Below are 21,712 nucleotides of genomic sequence, written 5' to 3'. Positions count from 1 at the left end.
AAATTCTGCAGGGGCAATCCCTTGCGGTTGCCCTTCCCTGATGAAGCCAAAATCGACGTTCACCAAAGGGCAGGCGCAAGGCCTGCCCCTACGATGGTTACGAAGAGATGCTTCGATTTCGGGAAAGGAGTCGTCAATCCTCCTTGACGATTTTCGATATTGCCTTGAACGTATCCCCTTCGGCGACTCGCAACAGCTCGAAAATCGCCATCTCGGTGCTGGTGAGCGCGGCTCCGGCGCATTCGATGCAGCGGATGCCGAGCGTACGGTTTTCCTCGCTTCTCGACGAAACGCCGTCGGTCACCAGATGCACGTTGTAGCCAAATTCGAGCAGCTCGACGCAGGTCTGGTAAACACACACATGAGTCTCCATGCCGGTCACGAGAATGTCATTGCGGCCAAGCGAGCGCAGATGCTTCATGAAATCGTCGTTGCCGCAGCAACTGAACGAAAGCTTCTCGAACGGCGTTTCCTCTCCGATCAGCTCTTTCAGCTCATCGACCGTGCGGCCAAGTCCTTTCGGGTACTGCTCGGTATGAACAACCGGTACGCCAAGCAGCTTGCTCGCCCGGATCAGTTTTCCGGTATTTTTTATGACGCTATCTGACTGAAAAACGGCGGGCGCGAGTTTTTCCTGAATATCGATAACAAGCAGCAAGGTCTCTTTCGGAATGATCATGGGGGTCGGCGATAAGGATGTTGATCGGGTTGCGGGGGACATTTCCTACAATTTTGAAATTTTTGAAGATAGGGCAATTTAAAGGATTGTCAAGCGAGCAGCATGGAAAAGGAATATGGTAAATCGAAACCCTTCGGAGCAAAAGGAGAGCACCTGGTCGTCATCCAGATAGCGCTCGTGGCGCTCTATTTTTTTACTCCCGTCTGGCCCGATCTGCGGGGCGGAGAACTCTGGCGGCAATTTGCGATTCTGCGCTGGGGTACCCTCGTCATTGGCGTACTCGCCGGAGCCGCGCTCGGCATCGGCGGTTCGCTGAATATCCGTCGATACCTCACCCCGCTCCCCTACCCGGTCGATCACAGCAAGCTGGTCGATACCGGCGCCTATGCGCTGGTGCGTCATCCGCTCTACAGCGCCCAGCTCCTGGCCGCCGCCGGATGGGCGGTATTTTCGCTGAGCCTTTCGCACCTGTTGGTAACGGCGCTGGCCCTCGCATTTTTCAACTACAAAGCCTCGAAAGAGGAAGCCTGGCTCACCGAGCGCCACCCCGAGTACCGCAGCTACGCCGCGAAAGTTGGCAAGTTCGCGCCAGGGTTGGGAAAGCTGAAAAAGTAATGCGGCTTGCGGTTCCCCCAGATCCGTCCGATCATTTTTCACGATTCTTCACGCATCGCACCGAAAGGCCCAGGCCTTTCGCTACGCGGACTCGTTGCAGCTTGCGGCTGCCCTCGCTGATTTCGCGGTTCCAGGCGTCGAACTCGCCGGATGGCGTGGCCGTCCAGAAAAAGGCGCTGCTGCCCTTGCCAAAGAAAATGCCGAGGCAGTTGCGACTTCCGGTGAAGGCGGTCTCGAAGCCCCGACCGCCAGTCACTGCTTCGAGTTCACGCCATTCGGCATCGGTGGGCACATGCCACCCTTCGGGAGCCAGACCGCGCGGGTCTGCGACGGCGAACCAGTTGTAGAGGCGGCCGTTTGCAGGTTGGTTGCCGTAATGACACCATGCTCCCTCGTGCCTGGAGATCGCGTCGTTCCACTCCTCGACGCTTCTGGCATGGCGAATCGGGTCGCCGTTGCGGTAGCGGTCAATAGCGAGATTTTCCGCCATCCAGATTTGCTTGCCGATGGCGATGCCTCGAGCGGCATCCTCACGCTTCGCGCAGCCAGACGCCAGCAGCAGCACAACGGCGAGCAGCAAGCTCAGGCGGTATGTCGGCTTGTAGCGTTTCATGTTAAAAGAATAGGGCTTAGAGAACTTATGGGACAAATGAAAAGACATTTCTGGCTTGGTGAGTGCATGGTGAGCCTTGTCACTTTTTTTTCAAAAGCTCCAGCTTTTTCATACCATAAAAATATACGTCTCTGCCAATCACTAAATCCGGAACACCATGAAAAAGATCGGAGTCATTCTTTCGGGGTGCGGCGTCTATGACGGAACGGAAATCCATGAAGCGGTGCTCACGCTTTTGTCGCTCGACAAGGCCCAGGCCGAAGCGGTCTGCTTTGCCCCCGACATTGCGCAGCGCCACGTCGTCAACCATCTCACCGGCGAGGTGTCGGAGGGCGAAACCCGCAACGTGCTGGTCGAATCGGCCCGCATCGCGCGTGGTTCGATCCGGAACCTGCGGGACATCGACACGATGATCCTCGACGGCCTCATCATTCCCGGCGGTTACGGTGCGGCCAAGAACCTGAGCGATTACGCCGTCGCCGGAGCGAAATGCGAAGTGCTTCCCGAGGTCGCCGACGCGGTCACACGGTTCCGTAAAAGCGGCAAACCGGTCGGATTTCTCTGCATCGCACCGGTCATCGCGGCAAAGCTGTTTGGCCCGGAAGGCGTCGAAGTGACCATCGGCAACGACCAGCAGACGGCGGCGGACATCGCGGCGATGGGCGCGAAGCATATCGCCTCTCCGGTCGAAGAGATCGTCGTCAGCACCGGCTCGAAGATCGTCACCACCCCGGCCTACATGCTCGGCCCCGGCATCAGCGACATCGCCAAAGGCATCGACAAACTGGTCGCCAAAGTGCTCGAACTGGCGTAAAAACACCAGATCGGTCGGATCCGTCAGATTTGTCGAACCGACCGATCATTATCATCCGTCGCCAGAGGGCAACCGCAAGGGTTGCCCCTACTTTGGCTTGTACGGCACGCCGACCTCTTTCGGCGGCGTGGCCTTGCCGACGAAACCGGCGAGCACGAGTAGCGTAATAACATACGGCAGCGACTGCACGAGCTGCGAGGGGAGCCAGCCTGACGGCAGCCACATCGACATCGCTTCGGCGGCGGCGAACAACAGGCTCGCCAGCGCCGCGCCGACCGGCGACCACTTGCCGATAATCATCGCGGCCAAGGCGATGTAGCCGCGCCCGGCGGACATGTTGTCCGTGAAGCTGTGCTGCTGGAAAACGAGAAAAGCGCCGCCGAGCGCCGACAGCGCGCCAGAAATGAGCACACCGGAGTAGCGCAGCTTCCGCACGTCGAGGCCCGCTGTTTCGACCGCCTCGGCGCTCTCGCCCGCCGCGCGAAGCCGCAGGCCGTAGGGCGTCCGGAAGAGCACGAACTGCGCCGCCACGACCGACAGCACAGCGATGAGAAGCAGCGGATCGAAGAGCGGCATCGGCGCCTCCATCCCGGCGATGCGGGCCGAGTTCATCGCGCTGCCGAAAAGGAGGCCGAGCGCGAAGCGTGTCACGCCCATGACGAGAATGTTGATGGCGATGCCGCTGACGATCTGGTCAGCCCGGAGCGTCACGGTCACGAAAGCATGCAAAAGCGAAACGACGAGGCCAAGCGCCAGAGCCAGAGCCACGCCCGCCCAGGCTGAGCCGGTCAGGTACTGACCGAGCATCGCCCCGAACGCGCCCGCGAGAATCAGCCCTTCGAGGGCGAGATTGATCACGCCGCCTCGCTCCGAAAAAACCGCTCCCACCGAAGCGAACAGATAAGGCACTGAAATCCTGAGCACCTGCAGAATGAAAACGACTGCCAAACTCTCCATGAATAACTGACGATTTGAACCCCTTTCCGGGTTTTTTCCGAACGGTTTTTCTGTTAAATTGACGACTCGGAAAACCCAATTTTCCGAGACTATAATTAACAGCTTCATGAAATTTATTTGTTTTTCCGGGTTAACCAACCATTAGCAACATGCCGAATTCTCAAGCGAACGAAGAATCTGCCGTAGCCAAGCAATACATTTACAGTTTTGCTGGCGGTTCAGCGGAAGGGGATGCTTCCATGAAAAACCTGCTCGGAGGCAAAGGCGCCAACCTGGCGGAAATGGCCAACATTGGCCTGCCTGTTCCTCCCGGCTTCACCCTTTCGACCGAGGTCTGTACGTACTACTACGATCACCAGAAAACCTACCCTGCGAACCTCTTCGAAACCGACATTCCGGCAGCGCTCAAAAAAGTCGAAGATTACCTCGGCAAAAAGTTTGGCGACCCCGAAAATCCGCTCCTCGTCTCCGTCCGCTCCGGCGCTCGCGCCTCGATGCCGGGCATGATGGACACCATCCTCAACCTCGGCCTCAACGATACGACCGTCGAAGGCCTGGCCAGCAAATCGGGCAACCCCCGTTTCGCCTGGGACTGCTACCGCCGCTTCGTGTCGATGTACGGCGACGTGGTGCTCGACCTCAAACCGGCTGACAAAAAGCAGATCGACCCCTTCGAGGAGATTCTCGAACAGAAAAAGCACGAGCTTGGCATTCACCTCGACACCGAGTTCCAGGTCGATGACCTCAAAGACCTCGTGGCCCGCTACAAAAAAGCGATCCTCGACAAGACCGGCAAAACCTTCCCCGAAAATCCGACCGAACAGCTCCTGGGAGCCATCGGCGCGGTGTTCAACAGTTGGAACAACGAACGCGCCATCGTTTATCGCAAGCTGAACCACATCCCCGGTTACTGGGGCACGGCCTGCAACGTGCAGGCGATGGTGTTCGGCAACATGGGCGAAAATTGCGGCACCGGCGTGGCCTTCACCCGCGACGCCGCCGCTGGCGACAACATTTTCTATGGCGAGTTCCTCATGAACGCGCAGGGCGAGGATGTGGTGGCCGGAACCCGTACGCCGCTGAAAATCGCGCAGCTCGCCGAGGGCAAACCGGAGATGTACAACCAGCTCGAAGAGATTCGCTCGATCCTTGAAAAGCACTATCGCGACATGATGGACATCGAGTTCACCATCGAGAACGACAAGCTCTTCATGCTCCAGTGCCGCGTCGGCAAGCGCACCGGCTTCGCCGCCATCAAGATCGCCGTTGACATGTTCAACGAAGGCTTGATCGACGAAAAAGAGGTGCTGCGCCGCATCGAACCGGAACAGCTCAACCAGCTTCTCCGCCCGGTCTTCGACCTCAACGAGAAGAAAGCCGCCATCGACGGCGGACGCCTGCTGGCCACCGGCCTGAACGCCGGCCCCGGCGCTGCCTGCGGACGCATCTACTTCAACGCCGATGACGCAATCGAGGCCTCCGAGCGTGGCGAAGAGGTGATTCTCGTCAGAATCGAGACCTCGCCCGAAGACATCAAGGGCATGGACGCCTCCGAAGGCATTCTCACCGAACGCGGCGGCATGACCTCACACGCGGCGCTCGTCGCCCGCCAGATGGGCAAGGTCTGCGTGGCCGGTTGCGGCGCGCTCAGAATCGACTACAAGACCGGCGAAATGCGGGTCAACGGCTGCGACATCGTGCTAAAAGAGGGCGATTACCTCTCCATCGACGGCAGCACCGGCGAAGTGATCGCAGGCGAGGTCAAGACCAAGAACTCCGAAATCCTCGAAGTGCTGATCGACAAGACGCTCGCTCCGGAGGATGCCCCGACCTTCAAGATTTACGACCAGCTCATGCAGTGGGCCGACAAGTATCGCAAGCTCAACATCCGCACCAACGCCGACCAGCCCGACCAGGCCGAAATCGCCATCACCTTTGGCGCGGAAGGCATTGGCCTGTGCCGCACCGAGCACATGTTCTTCGGCGGCGACCGCATCGACGCCATGCGCGAGATGATTCTGGCCGACGACATCGCAGGCCGCAAGGTGGCGCTCGACAAGCTGCTTCCCTACCAGCGCGACGACTTCTTTGGCCTCTTCAAGGCGATGGGTTCACGCCCGGTTACCGTCCGCCTCCTCGATCCGCCGCTGCACGAGTTCCTGCCGCACACCGACGCCGAAATCGACGACCTGGCTGGAAAGATCGGTAAGTCCAGCGCCGAGATCAAGGCCCGCATCGAAAGCCTGCACGAGTTCAACCCGATGCTCGGCCTGCGCGGTTGCCGCCTCGGCATCCTGCATCCGGAGATTATCGTCATGCAGGTACGCGCCATCATCGAAGCCGCCTGCCGCATCAAGCAGGAGGAGAAGCTCGACATCGTCCCCGAAATCATGGTTCCGCTGGTCAGCACCGTCAAGGAGCTCGAAATCACCAGCGAAGTGATCCACAAAACCGCCCGCAGCGTCATTTCCGAGCAGGGCGTCGGCGTGAAGTACCTGGTCGGCACCATGATCGAAGTGCCGCGCGCGGCCATCACCTCCGACCAGATCGCGCAGGCCGCTGACTTCTTCAGCTACGGCACCAACGACCTGACCCAGATGGGCCTCGGCATGAGCCGCGACGACTCCGGCCAGTTCCTGCCGATCTACCAGCAGCAGGAGATCTTCGCTCGCAACCCGTTCGAGAGCATCGACATCGATGGCGTTGGCCGCCTGGTCAGCATCTCGGCAAAAGAGGGTCGCTCGGTCAAACCCGACCTCAAGCTCGGCATCTGCGGCGAGCACGGCGGCGATCCGGCCACGATCGAGTTCTGCCACAAGACCGGCTTGAACTACGTTTCGTGCAGCCCGTACCGCGTACCGGTCGCCCGCCTCGCGGCAGCCCGCGCGGCCCTGCTCTGATTGCGGACAGCAACACATCTCAACGCAAAAAGGCGGCTCTCGACGGGCCGCCTTTTTTGTTGAATGACGTTGGGTAATAACGAAAACACCTCACCATTCCGCAGGGCAGACACGCAGGTCTGCTCCTACAATGCCCGCAACAATTTGGCAATTCAGCGACAGCACCTTCGATCTGTCCGGTCACGCTTTGCTGCGTTGCAGAAACACGCGCATGACGAGCCGATCTACATCCCCGATGTACAGTGGACAACAGGAAAGTCGTAGTCGAGACATTTCGGAGCTGTAGCCGAAGATCATGGAAATCAGGCGGGGACAAAAAAAGGGGAGATGCGAAGCGTATCTCCCCAAGCGTCGAATGGCGGGAACAGAGCTGCGGCAAACTACGGAGACAGCTTACCGGATCGGGCAAAAGTGATGTTGGCGACCTCAGTCGGCGTATTTGTTGGAGGTAACCCCAAGCACCTCATAAAGCGGGCAGTAGCCAATGATTGCCGTGACAATGGGAATCAGGCCGACAAGGCCGACAAGGTTCTGGAAAACAATGCCATACAACAGCATGGCCACGCCCAGGATAGCACGAACGGCACGATCTTTTTGCCCCATATTTTTCTTCATGGCTGCTCCGTAAAGAGTTAATGATCAGGATTGAAGATTTTTGTCAGACCGCATCGAATCTCCTGCTTCGGGCCACGCAACCGCGCAACACGCAATGGTTGTCAAGGTGCTTGAAGATCACTGCTTTCTGAACTTGCAATTCTTTAAATATACAAAAAGATCGCCCAGAAAAACCACACCTGACGAACCTTATGGAGTCATCGAGAGGTCAGGAATCATCAACCCTCGCCGAGCGACGCTGTCACGACCGTTTACGGCATAAAAACATGCCTCCCATTTGTCTTATATTCTGCGACGACTTGAATTTGTTGCTGTCACGCTTTTACGCCAACCGGAATAAACAGAAACCGCCGCCCGGCTGCCGAAACAATTATCACAACACGTTCGGGCAGAAGACACAAGTGGTAACGTATTTTTCAGGAGTTCACTATCACCTACGCACATTTACCCGCCGGATATATCGTCGGCAAGCTTCTTTCCGGCAGATTCAAGCACAAAATCAAATCATACCCACGCTACTGGTTCTGGGGCCTGCTCGGCTCGATCGCTCCCGATCTGGACTACCTTTATCTTGACCTGTTCGATCCCCAGAAATATGACCATCACTACTACCCGACACACTTCCCGTTCTTCTGGGCAATAGTGCTGGCAGGGTCGGCGCTGTGGCTTTATTCAAGCAAAAAAAGCCAGAATCCTGTTTTTGCATTCATCTTCGCTCTGAACGGCTGCATTCACTTGATGCTGGACACCTTGCCAAACAAAATTTTCTGGCTGGCCCCTCTCTCATACCGTGGGTTCAGCGTCAATTCACTGCTCATAAAGATTGCCCCCTCGATAGCCTATGAACATCCTTACTGGAGCTTTTCCGTCGAAGCGATCATCATCATCCTGGCGGTGTACCTTTTTTTAAAAAAACGAAGAAACAGCACGGAAACTGCCAAACATTTATCAGTCAAAAATTCCAATCCCGGCCTACCATGACCTTCAGAGATGCCCTCAAGTCAAAACCGCAACGGTCAATCGGCGACCCACCGTCAGTCATTGTCGAGCATCACGCACTCCCCAGCCACGCAATGGCTTCAGAACGATCCATAAAAGCTTTCATGGTGAAGGCTAACGCCAAATCATCCGCATCCTCGCAAAAAAGCTGCGCCATGGCATGATGCATGCTTGTGGAAGTCACTATCGCGGTCTTTGCTCTTGTCGCTTTCTTTGGGTAGTAAGCCCTGACCATCTGAAGCAACTCGAACATGCTGATATTTGAAAAATCACACTCACACCCTTCAAATACCCAGATCGAGTTCTTGAATGGATACTCCGGATGTATGAATATGTCCCGCAAAGCCCGGAAAAGCTGTTCTTGATCGACAGCTCCTGAAAATATCACGCTGATATAACTGGCTCCGGATTCTATAAAATGCATAAATCAAGGGGGTTACGAAAAAAGTTACCAGATTGCCTTACCGAATTTTTACCATATCCCAAACAAAATGATGTGAGGGTATGAATTTTTCCTGAGTGAAATATCGATGTTCAGTTACGTGGCGTTGATCTGTTCCAACTTTTTATAATAAAGAATAGTTCCTGCATAAAAAATACGCAATTAAATCGACGTAATATCTGTAACCGAGTGATTACAGACTTTAATCGACAACGTCTTTTTCAGTCAGTCATCGACATCCTTGGCCTATTACCAAATCCACCAACCGGATTATAAGTAAATTGATGGACGATATAATTAAAGTTCTTTGTATATCAAACAGAGTAAACTACAGGCACAAGGATTTGAACGCGTATTCGATGGTATATAACTCTTATGAAAAGAGATAGCGTAGAAAATGAAACCCGGAAAACCAGCTTTGCGGGGACTGAGCCGATGCTTCTGCCATAGACCCCTGGAAATTCTGAAAGGCGTGTTGAAAGAGCTGAAAAGTCGCGAAAGCTGAATGGAAGGCGGCATAGGAGTCGAGGCTAAGGAGTGGATAAAGCCGCAACCGAAACGTTTAACAATTGTTTATCGCCTCAAAACAAACATGATACCGAAACGTCGAACTCTCGAACATTTTACATTCATAATACCTCCGTCAGAATTCAAGCATCAAACTGAACCCTATAAATGAAGAACCCCGCCGCAAGCGGCGGGGAATTTAATCCGTAGTGATGAACGTGAAAAACATAGATAAACGTTATTTTGAGGCATTTTATCAACATTTCTTACGTACTTTTCCGAGAAACCCGTATATCTCTTAAGGCTATAAAATGACGTTCGTTTTGCATCACATAAGAGCCGAGACCTTTTCCTTTGATTGCGCATTTCTTCATAGCCTCGACATGATCTCGTCCCACATTCTCATAAGTGTAGTCGCGCACAGCTCCGGACACGAATTCAATCCTGATCGATTCATCACCAAGTTCATAGGCCAGAATAGATGATAAACGGTGAAGATTTTTATAGGGTATCATCATTTCAGTGCTTTTTTATTCAACAAAACATAATTATCCAGAATCATTGACAGAGGCTCACATCCTGTAGCGAATAGACTTCAGACCTTAACGAACAGCAGAAAAGAGAGTGCTATCTATAGATAATAACTGTCACCCAAGGACAATAATATAGAAAAAGCATTATTAATATTTAGTAAATTCGCTATCTCTTTACCGCAAATACTAACCATACATATTCTGACTAATCAGAATGAAAAGGCAATTCTGATGCCCTTGCAATACGATCTATTACGCATTTGAAAAATCTTACGCGAATTTCGTAATCATTTCACCTCATGACAGAATTGATTCAGAATCAGTCATCTCTATTAAATATGTTCGATGGTTTGAAATGTTTTTTACCATACAAAGAAACAAATAAGAGTAATATTTACGCACAAATAAATATACAATATTTATTGTAAAAGCCACAAGATCGGACAAAAAAAGTCTGAAAAATTTTTCGACGACAAGGTATTTTCAATGATACTATCACAATAATACACACATAATCACACACACAATACAATGCGACGTGTCACAAACAACAAAAAACATAGCTTGCGGGTATTTATTGACGACGCAGAAAACAAAAAACGCGGATCAGATAGTAGCGCTAAAAGGCGCCTCTAAAAAGTGTCATGAGCCGTTCGAGAGCAAGACGGACGGAGCGGACATGAAGTGCGTGAGAATTTCGTACACCGCCCGACGCGGTAATCGGAACGCGCAATAAGTTTTTAGAGGCGCCCTAAAATCAAAGCCTGCACCTGCTCTTGTCCTTTCTTGAGCCGGATTTCATGACAGACGGAGACTGCTGCGTACTGATCAATCCAAGCAGCATCCGTCAAGGTCTCATCAGGCCGCAATACGTCATAATTCTTCCTCTGATGCAGTACATTTGACTCCCCCCCACGTCGCGATGGTCTGCTAAAAATTGGCGACCAAGAGTTGGCGCACCTGATTCGGCCTGCCATGCTCCGTCTTCTGATGGCGCGTGATCCGTGATCATCAGCTCTCCTGTTTGCGCGAAGCACTGGTAACTGCGGGCAAATTTGCGTTCACGATATTTTCACACTTTTTTCGCAGTCACGAAACCTTATTGAATCCGCGGCGGTTGAAAGCGACGAACCGCCTCTTGACCGTTGCCGTTTCAAGGAACATTGATAGATTGAGGTACAGGAATTTCAGAGGTTCACCATAACACCGCGAATGGATTTCAGTCACATCAGCATACGAGGCGCACGGGTTCACAATCTCAGGAACATCTCGCTCGACATTCCCCGCAACAAGCTGGTCGTCATTACCGGCATCTCAGGCTCCGGCAAGTCGAGCCTGGCGTTCGACACGATCTACGCCGAGGGGCAACGGCGTTTCATGGAGACGCTCTCGCCCTACGCCCGCCAGTTCATCGGCAACATCGAACGGCCCGACGTCGATTTCATCGAGGGGTTGTCGCCGGTGATTTCGATCGACCAGAAAAGCACCAGCCGCTCGCCGCGCTCGACGGTCGGCACCGTGACCGAAATCCACGATTTCGTGCGGCTTCTGTACGCGAAGGCCGGGCGGCGCTACGACCCTGTGACCGGGCAGATGCTCCAGAAGCAGAGCGAGGAGAGCATCTGCGAGGCGATTGGCGCCTTGCCGGAGGGCGCGAAGCTCCAGATTCTCTCGCCGCTGGTGACGGGGCGCAAGGGCCATTACCGTGAGCTGTTCGAGCGGCTCGTCAAGAAGGGCTTTCTCCGGGCGCGCATCGATGGCGAGTATGTGGAGATGAGCGCCGGAATGCAGCTCGAACGCTACAAGAGCCACAACATCGAGCTGGTGGTGGACCGACTGGTGTCGGGGCCGGAGATCACGGAGCGGCTCAAGCAGGCGGTCAACCTCGCCATTTCGATGTCGGAGCACAAGTCATCGGTGATCTGCGACACGGACGACAGCGAGCGCGGCGAGCTGTACTTCAGCACACAGTACGCCTACGCGGATAGCACCGTGCCGGTCGATGTGCTCGCGCCGAACCAGTTCAGCTTCAACTCGCCCTATGGCGCGTGCCCGGAGTGCAACGGCCTCGGCGACATCATGCAGCTCTCGGCGGAGCTGATGGCGCCCGACATGACGCGCTCGCTCGATGACGGCGCGATCGAGCCGTTCGGCAAGCCGGGCAAGCGCAACGTCTGGCAGGTGATCCGCGCCATCGCCAAACAGTACGACTTTTCGCTCTCCACGCCGCTGGCGAAAATTCCCGCCGAGGCGTTCGACATCCTGCTCTACGGCTCCGGCAGCAAAACCTTCGACGTCGGCTACAGCTACGCGGGCAAGGAGCATCTCTATCCGCAAACCTTCCAGGGGGCGGTGCCCTACGTCGAGGAGGTGCGGGTGAACGCCAGTACGCCGAAACTCCGGGAGTGGGCCGAAAGCTTCATGATCCGCCAAACCTGCCCGGTGTGCGGCGGCGCGCGACTGAAGCAGGAGAGCCTGCACGTCAAGGTGGACGGCCTGAACATCGCCGAGGTCGAGGCGCTGCCGCTGCCCGAAGCGCTGGAGTTCTTCCGCCTTCTGCCGCCGAAGCTCACCGCAAAGGAGAAGCTCGTCGCCGCGCCGGTGCTGCATGAAATCACCAAGCGCATCGACTTCCTGCTCAACGTCGGCCTCGGCTATCTGGCGCTCGACCGCAACTCGCAGACCCTCTCCGGCGGCGAGGCGCAGCGCATCCGGCTCGCCTCGCAGCTCGGTTCGCAGCTTTCGGGTGTGCTCTACGTGCTCGACGAGCCGAGCATCGGCCTGCACCAGCGCGACAACCACAAGCTCATCGACTCGCTGCACCGCCTGCGCGACCTCGGCAACACGGTGCTGGTGGTCGAGCACGACAAGGACACCATGCTCCAGGCCGACCAGATCATCGATCTCGGCCCCGGTGCGGGCGAGCACGGCGGCCTCGTCGTAGCGCAAGGCACCGCCTCGACGCTCGGCCCGGACTCGGTCACGGCGGGCTACCTGAACGGTACGCTCTCGGTCTCCTGCCCGCCCGCGACCGATGGTAAAACGGCGGAAAAGCGTTTTCTCAAAGTGAAGGGGTGTCGTGGCAACAACCTGAAAAACGTCGATGCCGACTTCCCGCTCGGCTCGCTCATCAGCGTCACCGGCGTGAGCGGCTCCGGCAAATCGACCCTCGTCAACGAAACGCTCTACCCGCTGCTCGCCCGCCACTTCTACCGCTCGAAAATCCTCGCGCTCCCGTGCGACGACATCAGCGGCATCGAGCTGATCGACAAGGTGGTCAACGTCGATCAGTCGCCCATCGGGCGTACGCCGCGCTCCAACCCGGCCACCTACACCGGCGCGTTCACCTTCGTGCGCGACTTCTTCACCCGCCTGCCCGAAGCGCAGATTCGCGGCTACAAGGCGGGGCGCTTCAGCTTCAACGTCAAAGGCGGACGCTGCGAGGTGTGCCAGGGCGCGGGCACCCGCAAGATCGAGATGAACTTCCTGCCGGACGTTTACGTGCAGTGCGAGCATTGCAAGGGCGAGCGCTACAACCGCGAGACCTTGCAGGTGAAGTACAAGGGCAAGTCGATCGCCGACGTGCTGGAGATGCCCATCGAAGAGGCCGCCCTGTTCTTCGAGGATTTCCCGCGCATCCGCCGGATTCTGGATACGATGCAAAGCGTCGGCCTCGGCTACCTCAAGCTCGGCCAGCCATCGCCGATGCTGTCGGGCGGCGAGGCGCAGCGCATCAAGCTCTCGACGGAGCTGGCCAAAATCCAGACCGGCAAAACGCTCTACATCCTCGACGAGCCGACCACCGGCCTGCACTTCCAGGACATCCAGCACCTGCTCGAAGTGCTCCGCAAGCTAGTGGACAAAGGCAACACGGTGATCGTCATCGAGCACAACCTCGACATCGTGCGCAACAGCGACTGGGTCATCGACCTCGGCCCCGAAGGCGGCCACGGCGGCGGCGAAGTCGTCGCCACGGGCACGCCGGAACAGATCGCCCGCCGGGCCGACACGCACACGGGCCACTACCTCAAGCTCGACTCCGGCGATATTTTGACGGGAACCGCCTGAGCGCCGAAAACCATCAACGCCAGACCATCATGACCGCTACCGAAACGCATACGCCCGAATGCCAGATTTGCGGAACGAAAAAGCGCTCGGAGCTGCGGCGGGCGATGATCGTGCGGCCCGCCGTCTCGAAGATCATCCAGAAAAAAACCGGAAGCTGGAACGAGGATGGCTGGATCTGCATGGACGACTTGCAGCTCTTCCAGCACCGCTATGTCGAATCGCTGCTCGAAGAGGAGAAGGGCGAGCTGACCGAGCTGGACAAGGAGGTGATCGAGGGACTCAGGAAACATGAGCTTCTGGCGGCAAACCCGGAAATCGATTTCGAAAAAAAACTGACGCTTGGCCAGCGCATGGCCGATATCATCGCCAGTTTCGGCGGAAGCTGGAAGTTCATCATCATCTTCGGCGTATTCATCGCGCTCTGGATAGGCGTGAACCTGCTGGCGCTCTTCGCCAAACCGTTCGACCCCTATCCGTTCATTCTGCTCAACCTCGTCCTCTCGACGCTGGCCGCCCTCCAGGCCCCGGTGATCATGATGAGCCAGAACCGCCAGGAAGACCGCGACCGCCAGCGAGCGATTTATGACTACAAGGTGAACCTGAAGGCGGAACTCGAAATCCGCCAACTCCACCAAAAAGTCGATCACCTGCTCTCAAAGCAATGGGAACGTTTGGTTGAAATTCAGGAGATTCAGATGGAGCTGATAAATGAGTTGCGGGAGAAGAAGTAGGCCGGGGGGACAGATTCATGCATGACAATGCACAGGTATTTGCACTACTTGTATCCGTTGAACGCCGTCAGCTACTGCTGATGAACAATTTCTCGACCAAGTCCGAATAGGCATTCGCTAGTTTATTGGGTGTAGGGAATAGCGAAGAAGTGAGGTTGGCTCTGTGTCTTGCTTATTTCACGTCCGAATTCCTTGCCCCGAACGTCGCTGCCACGATTGTTGAGAAATTCGATCTCAAAGAGATCAACACTGTTGCAGCCACGTGGAAACGATGATGACTGGAAATTGAGAGCGATTGATTGAATAATGACACAAACGACTACGAGCTTCGGCTCGCAGTCGTAGTTTCTTGAGAAGACATCTATAGCGAGGGGATTTCCTATGTTTGAGATCAACGAAGTAAGGCTTTTTGGATAAAAAGAGCTATTTCTTAATTATCAGTTCCAGAAAAGAATAAGGATGTTTGCCCCAATAAGTTGTCCCTATGCGTAACTTTTTTTGCAGACTCTAATGCGCAGTCTGTCTCGCCAATAAAAAAGCTGGCATAACTGTTGTTCAGCTTGTCAAATACACGTTTAACGCTGTCAGAACTGTGCCCCTCAAGGAATCGAAATACCGATGTGACAAGATATTCCTGGTTCATTTCAAAAGTCAGCCACTTTCTCTTTAGAGATTCAGCGATAAATCCGGTTGTATTTGACCCGCCAAAGATGTCGAGCACAACATCCCCCTCGTCAGTCAGCATTTTGATAAAAAACGCAGGAAGTTCTGAGGGAAATCGAGCCGGATGGCGTTCAAGTCCGAGTTCTTTGCAAAGCCGGAGATAGCTTGAATTACTGTCGGTATTAGGTATAGAAAGAAGGTTGGAAGGAATTGCACCTCCATTATCCTTGCCAAATCCAGCACCAATGTCATGGCCTGAAGGCCGTTTTTTCGGCGTGTAGAAACTCTCAGGATCCTTGATCAACTTTTTCATCCGATCAGAATACGGAGCCAGTACATTTCGAACGTCAGCTTTCGGAGAATCAGTCTTACTAAACCACCATACAGTATTGACGGAATCCTTTGCCCTAATTTTTCGTTTGTTTACCCATTCAATTGGTGACGGCAGTTTCGCCGGATTGAACCAGTAGAAATCTTCGGCTAAGTGAAACCCAATCTCGTCGCAAAAAGCCATAAGTACGCGGAAGTTATATAGGGAGCGAGATGGCATCCCTGAACGGTATGCACCACCTAAGTCGAGAACGAAGCTCCCTCTTTCCTTGAGAACTCGGAAAACCTCTTGACCAAATGGTTTAATCCATTGCACGTACTCCGCTTCTTCAACATTGCCATAGGTTTTCTGACGCCTAAGCGCGAACGGTGGTGATGTCATGACTAAATCAATGCTGGCATCGGGTAACTCTGCGAGAAGTTGAAGCGAATCTCCGACATAGGCCTGACCTTTGGTAGTGTGGTAAAGCGACTTGCTTTGCATATCAATACTCCTTCAGGTCGTTTACCCAGCTTGCCAAAATCTGCCACAACACACTCGCGGCAAAATAAACTTCTGAATCAGCCTCACAGATTGCCTCGACATCGCCATGAACGAACTTTTCTTTACCATAGCCAACGATGTAGCTCATCCATTTTCTAAGGTTCTCATCAGCTCCAACAACAATGTCTAAAGGATTGAATTTGCCAGTTCGAGCAAGCACCCATGAGAGGCCATCGCGCTTGGCGGGGTCGCTACTTTTCAGGAGATCCATCAAGTGAGGAATTTGTGGTTCAGCAATCCGTAGCAGTGCGCGTGCAGCTTCAACCTTGATCTCCAAAGGGCTTGAGTTGAATGTCTCAACAAGTGCAGTTGCAGAAGTCGTGGTGACGAATTGGCCAAGCGCCCATGCAGCTCCAGCGCGCAGTTCATCCTCACGTTGCGAGTCCCGCAAAACTTGGATTAATAGCTGTTCGCTCCGGCTCTTGGGTATTTCGGATGCAACGATGACTGTTTCAAGCTGTGTTTCAAGTGGAACCATCATGGCAGAACTACGCAACTTGTTTTCAATGAATGCCCAGCCATTCGGGTCATCATATGCTGCAAGCGCAGCCGCAGCCTCAAGCTGGACGTAAATATCTTCTTCGATATCAGTCATTCTTGATTCGAGAATCGGTTTAGCGGTCGTGTAGCCTCTGTACCGCAACGCTTTTGCTGCGGCATACCGTTCGCTCAGGTTGACACTCACGAGCTTATCGACGAAATAGGCTTCGCCGACCGACACAGGGCACTGGATCGAGGTGTTCACAGGAACGACTGCTGCGACTATCTGATTGGCCTCGACTGTTTCACCGACTTCGATCTGTGGCAGCAAGGCTATCTTGCCTTTGCTACGGCTTAACTGAATGAATTGTCGCCGCATCATTGAAATAGGAGTCAGGCTGATTCTTCTCGGTTCCACGGCTTGAACAACTGACCGCTGGTTCGCCGCAGCGCATGTCCACATCACCCGAATTTCAGAACCTTCCTCAACCCCCTTCGGTTGAGTGATGGATACCTGTCCTGCGGCGAATGCCTGCCGCATTTCTCTAACGCTGACGAAGTGAACAGGTGAGACTTGTTTCAGCTCTATTGGGGAATCGTCGTTTTGCTCGAAGACAACGATTGAAACTAGATCATCGTCACGCATACCCGCATCCCAAGCCCGCTTCGGGTCATTGAGCGAATGAGACATTGATATTTCAAGCTTTGTCTTTCCACGAGACTCGAACCGTATGCCTGTGTTCAAACACAAAATATCAGGGACCCGCACTCGCTTGATCTTGATCTTTTTCCAGATTTTGAAACCTGTAGAACCGCGCTCAAGTTCTATGGGATTGAATCCCATCTCTATCAAGCGGTTGATCGTTGCATTTGTGCCAGCGGCACCAACAGCGAGTTTTCTCAGGAAGCTATCGTCACTCTTGAAGTTATTAGCCACTACGTCACTATTACATTTTACTTCAGATACAGTTACTTAATTCAATATCAAACCTTTGTGTTCACAGCCTATGATAGAACTGATTAAAAATTAATCTACCAAAATCCAGAGATTTTTACTCACCCTTCACCACCTCACGCCTCGCCCCGACCATCCGCGCCGAGGCGAAGTTCCATCCGACTGATCCAACCAATCCAACCTATTCCCCCTAACTCACATAAACTCTTCGAAATAATCGAGATCCTTGTGAAACGTCTCCTCCAGCGCGGCGAGCGAAACGAACGCTGCGACCATGCAGATCGCGCCGACGATGATCGCGCCGGTTTCGAGGCCGAAGTGGCCGCGCGTGAACTGGAAGAGCATCGTGATCGGCACCACCATGCCGCGCACGAGGTTCGGCACGGTGGTGGCTACCGTGGCTCGCAGGTTGGTGCCGAACTGTTCGGCGGCGACGGTCACGAAAATCGCCCAGTAGCCGCCGGAAAATCCGAGGGCGAACGAGACCCAGTAGAAGAACGTCGGCGTCGCGTCGCGCTGCATGAAATAGAGCGCGATGGAGACGATGTTCAGCACGAGGAACACCAGCACCGCCTTCTTGCGGCTTTGCAGCACCTGGCTGAGCAAGCCGCTACTCAGGTCGCCGAAGACCAGGCCGAGGTAGCAGAACATCACGGCGTTGCCCGCCGACACCGCGCCTTTGATGCCTAGCGCCGTGGCGAACTCCGGCGAGAAGGTGATCAGTACGCCCACCACGAACCAGATCGGTACGCCGATGAGAATCGAGTTGAGGTAACGGAAAAAGCGGTCGCGGCTGGTGAAGAGCGCCAAGAGGTTGCCCTTGCTGACCGCCGCCTTGTTCTCCATCGTCTGGAACATCCCCGATTCGGAGACCTTGAACCGCGCCACCAGCAGCACCAGACCAAGCGCGCCGCCAATGAAAAAGGCCGTGCGCCAGTCGTAGTGCGTCGCCACCGCGTTGGCCAGAATCGCGCCGGTCACGCCAATCGAGGCGACGAGCATGGTGCCGTAGCCGCGCACCTTGGTGTGCAGAATCTCCGAAACCAGCGTAATGCCCGCCCCCAGCTCGCCGGCCAGCCCGACACCCGCGATGAAGCGCAGCACGGCGTAGGCCTCCAGCGAGGTGGCGAAACCGTTGGCGAAGTTGGCCAGCGAATAGATCAGGATCGAGCCGAACATAATCTTCAGCCGCCCCTTCACATCGCCCAGCCAACCCCACAAAATACCCCCGAGAAGCATCCCGATCATCTGCATGTTGAGCAGATAAACGCCGTAATCGATCAGCTCCTGCCCCTGCAAACCGAACGCCTTGAGGCTCGGTACGCGCACGATGCTGAAGAGCACGAGGTCGTAAATATCGACGAAATAACCAAGCGCGGCCACAATGACCGGCAAGCTGAAAACGGCGCGAAGATTTGCGCGGGATGAATCCTGCATAAGGGGAGAAAAGATAAAGGGTTGATGATAGAAGAACACAAAATAAAACCTTTTTCGGGGATATAACCCGAAGCGCAAACTCCGGCAATCAAGTGTGCGATACGGCTTCACGCCCGGATCACAAATACGGCATCAGCCAACCAAAAACAGCACTGTTGTTATAAACATTCTATATAAATTGTTATAAAAAAATATATATTACGCTTGTTATTCACGAACAATACGTTCAGAGACGCATCGGGAAATGGCCATAACCACGCCCCGATGGCAACCATTTTATCAAGCATTGGCGCGAAACTATCTCCATGCCTGGAAACCTGCGCAAATCAACTCCGCAACCCCTTCCTTTCGACAAATTTCTGTCTTCGGATCCCCATGCCTCTTCGGACGCCATAACAGATTACGGCACGACGACTTACAACACTCTGGCCGCAGTCACCGAACTGTACGACGCCATTCCGGCTTCGGTCATCATCATCGATGCGAGAATGCGCCTCGTCGGCTGGAACCGCTTTTCGCGCGACTCCATCAACGGCCTTTCCGACCATGAGATGCCCGGCATCGATCCGCTGAAGCGGGTGCATCCCGATGATCTGCCCGAAATGACCAGGAAAGCTCGCGACATCATCGATTTCGATACCGAAGAGAGCGGCGAGTTCAGAATGTACCACAAAAGCGGGCCGCCCTACAAATGGGCGACGTTCCGGGGCAAACGGGCGGTCATCGAGGGAGAACCCTGCGTGGTGGCGGTCGTGACGGAAATTACCGAACTCAAAGAGGCTGAAGCGCAGCAGCAAAAGCTTCAGGAGCAGCTCTTGCAGTTCCAGAAAATGGAGCTGGTCGGCCAACTTGCCGGAGGCATCGCGCACGACTTCAACAACACCCTGGCGGCCATCATCGGCAACACCGGACTGGCGATCGAAAAGCTCGACCCCGCCAGTCCAGCCGTTTCGAACATCACTGACATTCACAAGCTCGCGCTCCGTTCGGCGGAGATGACCCGGCAGTTGCTCGCGTTCGCAAGAAAGCAGACGGCGACGCCGAAAGTGTTCGAGTTGAACGAGGCGGTTTCGGAGTGCATCCATTTGCACCGGAGTCTTATCGGCAACAACATCCGGATCGAATGGAACCCGCACGGCGAACCGGTTCAGGTGAAGCTCGACCCGATGCAGCTCGACCAGATTCTCTCCAACCTGCTCGTCAACGCGCGCGACGCCATCACCGGCAGCGGACGCATCCGGATCGGGTGCCAAACCGTCCGGCTCGCACAAGCCGATTGCGTCATCGGCCGCCCGGAATTGGCGCCGGGAGCGTACGTGAAACTCTCGGTCTCCGACAACGGCAGCGGCATCGAAGCCTCCGCGCTGCCCCATATTTACGAGCCATTCTTCAGCACCAAGGAGGTCGGCAAAGGCACCGGGCTGGGGCTGTCAACGGTTTATGGCATCGTGATGCAGAACAAGGGGCGCATCGAGTGCCATTCGGAGCCGGGCAAAGGCACGGCTTTCACGGTTTACCTCCCGCTGCACCATGACGAGCGCCACGCGAACGATGGCGCTGCCGAAAAAACGAAGGCCGCGCCGAATGCAGCGGAGACGATCCTGGTGGCTGACGGCGAACCGTTCATCCTCACGCTGATCCAGGATATTCTCGAAAGCCGCGACTGCACGGTTCTTGTCGCCAAAGACGCCGCGGAGTGCCTGCAAATCGCCAACGAATGCGCCCGCGCTCTCGATCTGCTGGTGGCGGACATCATGCTTCCGGATATGAACGGCATGGAGATGAGCCGTCTGCTCAAACAGCGGAACCCTTCGATGAAGCTCCTGTTCATGTCGGCCCACGCGCCGGAACCATTCGCCCGGAGCTGGGCGGAAGAGCATGAGATGAACTTTATCCAGAAACCTTTCAGCATCAGCGACTTCACAGAAACAATCGACCGCGTACTGAATCCGGCCTGAAGGGTATCGAGGACGAGGACAATTTGGATTTGGATGAAAAGAGAGGCTCCGGCGATATTTACCGTCGCTTCATCGCCTTGGCTGGCGCGTCGCGCTGACGTGCTTCAGTACGCCCGAAGCATCCGCCTCGACCGCGAAAGCCCGCTCGAAGCGCTGGATCCGCGTCAGCGCGTTGGGCACCGCGATGCACCGCAGCCCGGCGGCCACCGCCGAATCGAGTCCGCGCCGCGAATCCTCGACGGCCAGGCACCGCTCCGGCTCGACGCCAAGCAGCTCCATCGCCTTGAGGTACGGCTCCGGATGGGGTTTGGCATGGGTGATTTCGTCATCGGTGATGATCACCTCGAAGTGGTCGAGCAGGCCGTGCGCCGCGTGCATCAGCATCACCTTGTCGCGCGGACTGCCCGTCACGATGGCGAGCCGCACGTTGCCCGAAAGCGCCTCGATGGTTTCGCGCACCTTCGGCATCAGCGGCACCGGCGAGCGCAGGCGCTGGACGAACGCCTCGTTGCGCCGGTCGAGCAGCGGGCCAATCAGCTCCGGCGCGAGACCGAGTTCCCCGGCGATCTGGTAGCTGTGCTTGGCGTTACCGAGGTACTCGACGCCCCAGTACTCCGCATCGACCTGCAACCCCGCTTCGGCAAAAAAACTCCGCGTCATCTCAAAAAAGAGCGACTCGCTGTCCACCAGCACCCCATCGTTATCCCAAAGAATCGCCTCGATCATAAAAGTCGGTTACATCGTTGAATGAGAAATTGCGCCGGCGCCGGAGGGAGCAGGAAGAGGGGCCGGGAGATGGAAGTCGGGGGGGGGGTGAAAGAGGGGGGTGTTGTGGGTTGGGGGGGGCGCCCGGGCGGGGGGGGGGGGGGGGG

The 21,712-nt window shown here is 55.3% G+C and carries 16 protein-coding genes; 7 read left to right on the top strand and 9 right to left on the bottom strand.

From position 1 onward, the window contains the following. Nucleotides 1-133: 133 nt before the first annotated feature. Nucleotides 134-679 (bottom strand): hydrolase, encoded by a 546-nt coding sequence (locus tag FGF66_RS03140; RefSeq protein ID WP_139456253.1) that lies wholly within the window; start codon nt 677-679, stop codon nt 134-136. 102 nt (nt 680-781) lie between these two features. On the opposite strand from FGF66_RS03140, the gene FGF66_RS03135 reads away from it, so the two are divergent. Beyond that, nucleotides 782-1,294 carry a methyltransferase family protein gene (locus FGF66_RS03135; protein ID WP_139456252.1) on the top strand — a complete coding sequence of 171 codons (513 nt, stop codon included), beginning with the start codon at nt 782-784 and terminating at the stop codon, nt 1,292-1,294. A gap of 31 nt (nt 1,295-1,325) precedes the next feature. On the opposite strand, the gene FGF66_RS03130 is transcribed toward FGF66_RS03135, so the two are convergent. Continuing rightward, complete coding sequence (locus FGF66_RS03130; RefSeq protein WP_170181186.1) at nt 1,326-1,907, bottom strand: fibrobacter succinogenes major paralogous domain-containing protein; 582 nt, start codon at nt 1,905-1,907, stop codon at nt 1,326-1,328. Between the two features lie 157 nt (nt 1,908-2,064). Here FGF66_RS03130 and elbB point away from each other — a divergent pair, with 157 nt between their 5' ends. After that, nucleotides 2,065-2,721, top strand: a complete 657-nt coding sequence (elbB, locus tag FGF66_RS03125; RefSeq protein ID WP_139456250.1) for an isoprenoid biosynthesis glyoxalase ElbB — start codon at nt 2,065-2,067, stop codon at nt 2,719-2,721. A gap of 87 nt (nt 2,722-2,808) precedes the next feature. Here the strand turns inward: elbB and FGF66_RS03120 are convergent, their stop codons facing one another. Next, entirely contained in the window at nt 2,809-3,678 is an 870-nt protein-coding gene (locus FGF66_RS03120; protein WP_139456249.1) for an ABC transporter permease, read from the bottom strand. A 149-nt stretch (nt 3,679-3,827) separates the two neighbouring features. On the opposite strand from FGF66_RS03120, the gene ppdK reads away from it, so the two are divergent. Beyond that, nucleotides 3,828-6,578, top strand: a complete 2,751-nt coding sequence (gene ppdK, locus FGF66_RS03115; RefSeq protein ID WP_139456248.1) for a pyruvate, phosphate dikinase — start codon at nt 3,828-3,830, stop codon at nt 6,576-6,578. A gap of 426 nt (nt 6,579-7,004) precedes the next feature. Here ppdK and FGF66_RS03110 read toward each other — a convergent pair whose 3' ends face one another. Further along, a complete protein-coding gene (locus FGF66_RS03110; RefSeq protein WP_129050269.1) occupies nt 7,005-7,193 on the bottom strand; it encodes a YgaP family membrane protein in 189 nt (62 codons plus the stop codon). Nucleotides 7,194-7,604: 411 nt separating this feature from the next. Between FGF66_RS03110 and FGF66_RS03105 the strand changes: the two genes are divergently transcribed. Further along, on the top strand, nt 7,605-8,174 hold the full coding sequence (locus tag FGF66_RS03105) for a metal-dependent hydrolase (RefSeq protein WP_139456247.1): 570 nt from the start codon (nt 7,605-7,607) through the stop codon (nt 8,172-8,174). Between the two features lie 70 nt (nt 8,175-8,244). Here FGF66_RS03105 and FGF66_RS03100 read toward each other — a convergent pair whose 3' ends face one another. Continuing rightward, a complete protein-coding gene (locus FGF66_RS03100; RefSeq protein ID WP_139456246.1) occupies nt 8,245-8,616 on the bottom strand; it encodes a hypothetical protein in 372 nt (123 codons plus the stop codon). A 2,270-nt stretch (nt 8,617-10,886) separates the two neighbouring features. On the opposite strand from FGF66_RS03100, the gene uvrA reads away from it, so the two are divergent. Together uvrA and FGF66_RS03085 are read left to right on the top strand one after the other, a co-directional pair. Further along, nucleotides 10,887-13,742, top strand: a complete 2,856-nt coding sequence (gene uvrA, locus FGF66_RS03090; protein ID WP_139456245.1) for an excinuclease ABC subunit UvrA — start codon at nt 10,887-10,889, stop codon at nt 13,740-13,742. A gap of 29 nt (nt 13,743-13,771) precedes the next feature. Then, nucleotides 13,772-14,473 (top strand): DUF1003 domain-containing protein, encoded by a 702-nt coding sequence (locus tag FGF66_RS03085; protein WP_139456244.1) that lies wholly within the window; start codon nt 13,772-13,774, stop codon nt 14,471-14,473. A gap of 430 nt (nt 14,474-14,903) precedes the next feature. On the opposite strand, the gene FGF66_RS03080 is transcribed toward FGF66_RS03085, so the two are convergent. The 3 genes from FGF66_RS03080 to FGF66_RS03070 all read right to left on the bottom strand — a co-directional run bounded on the left by FGF66_RS03080 (nt 14,904) and on the right by FGF66_RS03070 (nt 18,882). Then, nucleotides 14,904-15,950: a DNA-methyltransferase gene (locus tag FGF66_RS03080; RefSeq protein ID WP_139456243.1), complete on the bottom strand. Its 1,047-nt coding sequence runs from the start codon at nt 15,948-15,950 to the stop codon at nt 14,904-14,906. 1 nt (nt 15,951) lies between these two features. Then, entirely contained in the window at nt 15,952-17,427 is a 1,476-nt protein-coding gene (locus FGF66_RS03075) for a HEAT repeat domain-containing protein (RefSeq protein ID WP_139456242.1), read from the bottom strand. Nucleotides 17,428-17,640: 213 nt separating this feature from the next. After that, nucleotides 17,641-18,882, bottom strand: a complete 1,242-nt coding sequence (locus tag FGF66_RS03070) for an MFS transporter (protein ID WP_139456241.1) — start codon at nt 18,880-18,882, stop codon at nt 17,641-17,643. Between the two features lie 305 nt (nt 18,883-19,187). Here FGF66_RS03070 and FGF66_RS03065 point away from each other — a divergent pair, with 305 nt between their 5' ends. Next, nucleotides 19,188-20,840 carry a hybrid sensor histidine kinase/response regulator gene (locus FGF66_RS03065; RefSeq protein WP_139456240.1) on the top strand — a complete coding sequence of 551 codons (1,653 nt, stop codon included), beginning with the start codon at nt 19,188-19,190 and terminating at the stop codon, nt 20,838-20,840. A 69-nt stretch (nt 20,841-20,909) separates the two neighbouring features. Here the strand turns inward: FGF66_RS03065 and FGF66_RS03060 are convergent, their stop codons facing one another. Continuing rightward, nucleotides 20,910-21,566, bottom strand: a complete 657-nt coding sequence (locus tag FGF66_RS03060; protein WP_139456239.1) for an HAD family hydrolase — start codon at nt 21,564-21,566, stop codon at nt 20,910-20,912. Between the last annotated feature and the right edge of the window lie 146 nt (nt 21,567-21,712).

This window comes from Chlorobaculum thiosulfatiphilum (assembly GCF_006265165.1).
In the GTDB taxonomy this organism is placed as follows: Bacteria; Bacteroidota; Chlorobiia; order Chlorobiales; family Chlorobiaceae; genus Chlorobaculum; species Chlorobaculum thiosulfatiphilum.
Note: the sequence above shows the minus strand (reverse complement) of the source record. Positions and strands in the feature narration are given on the sequence as shown.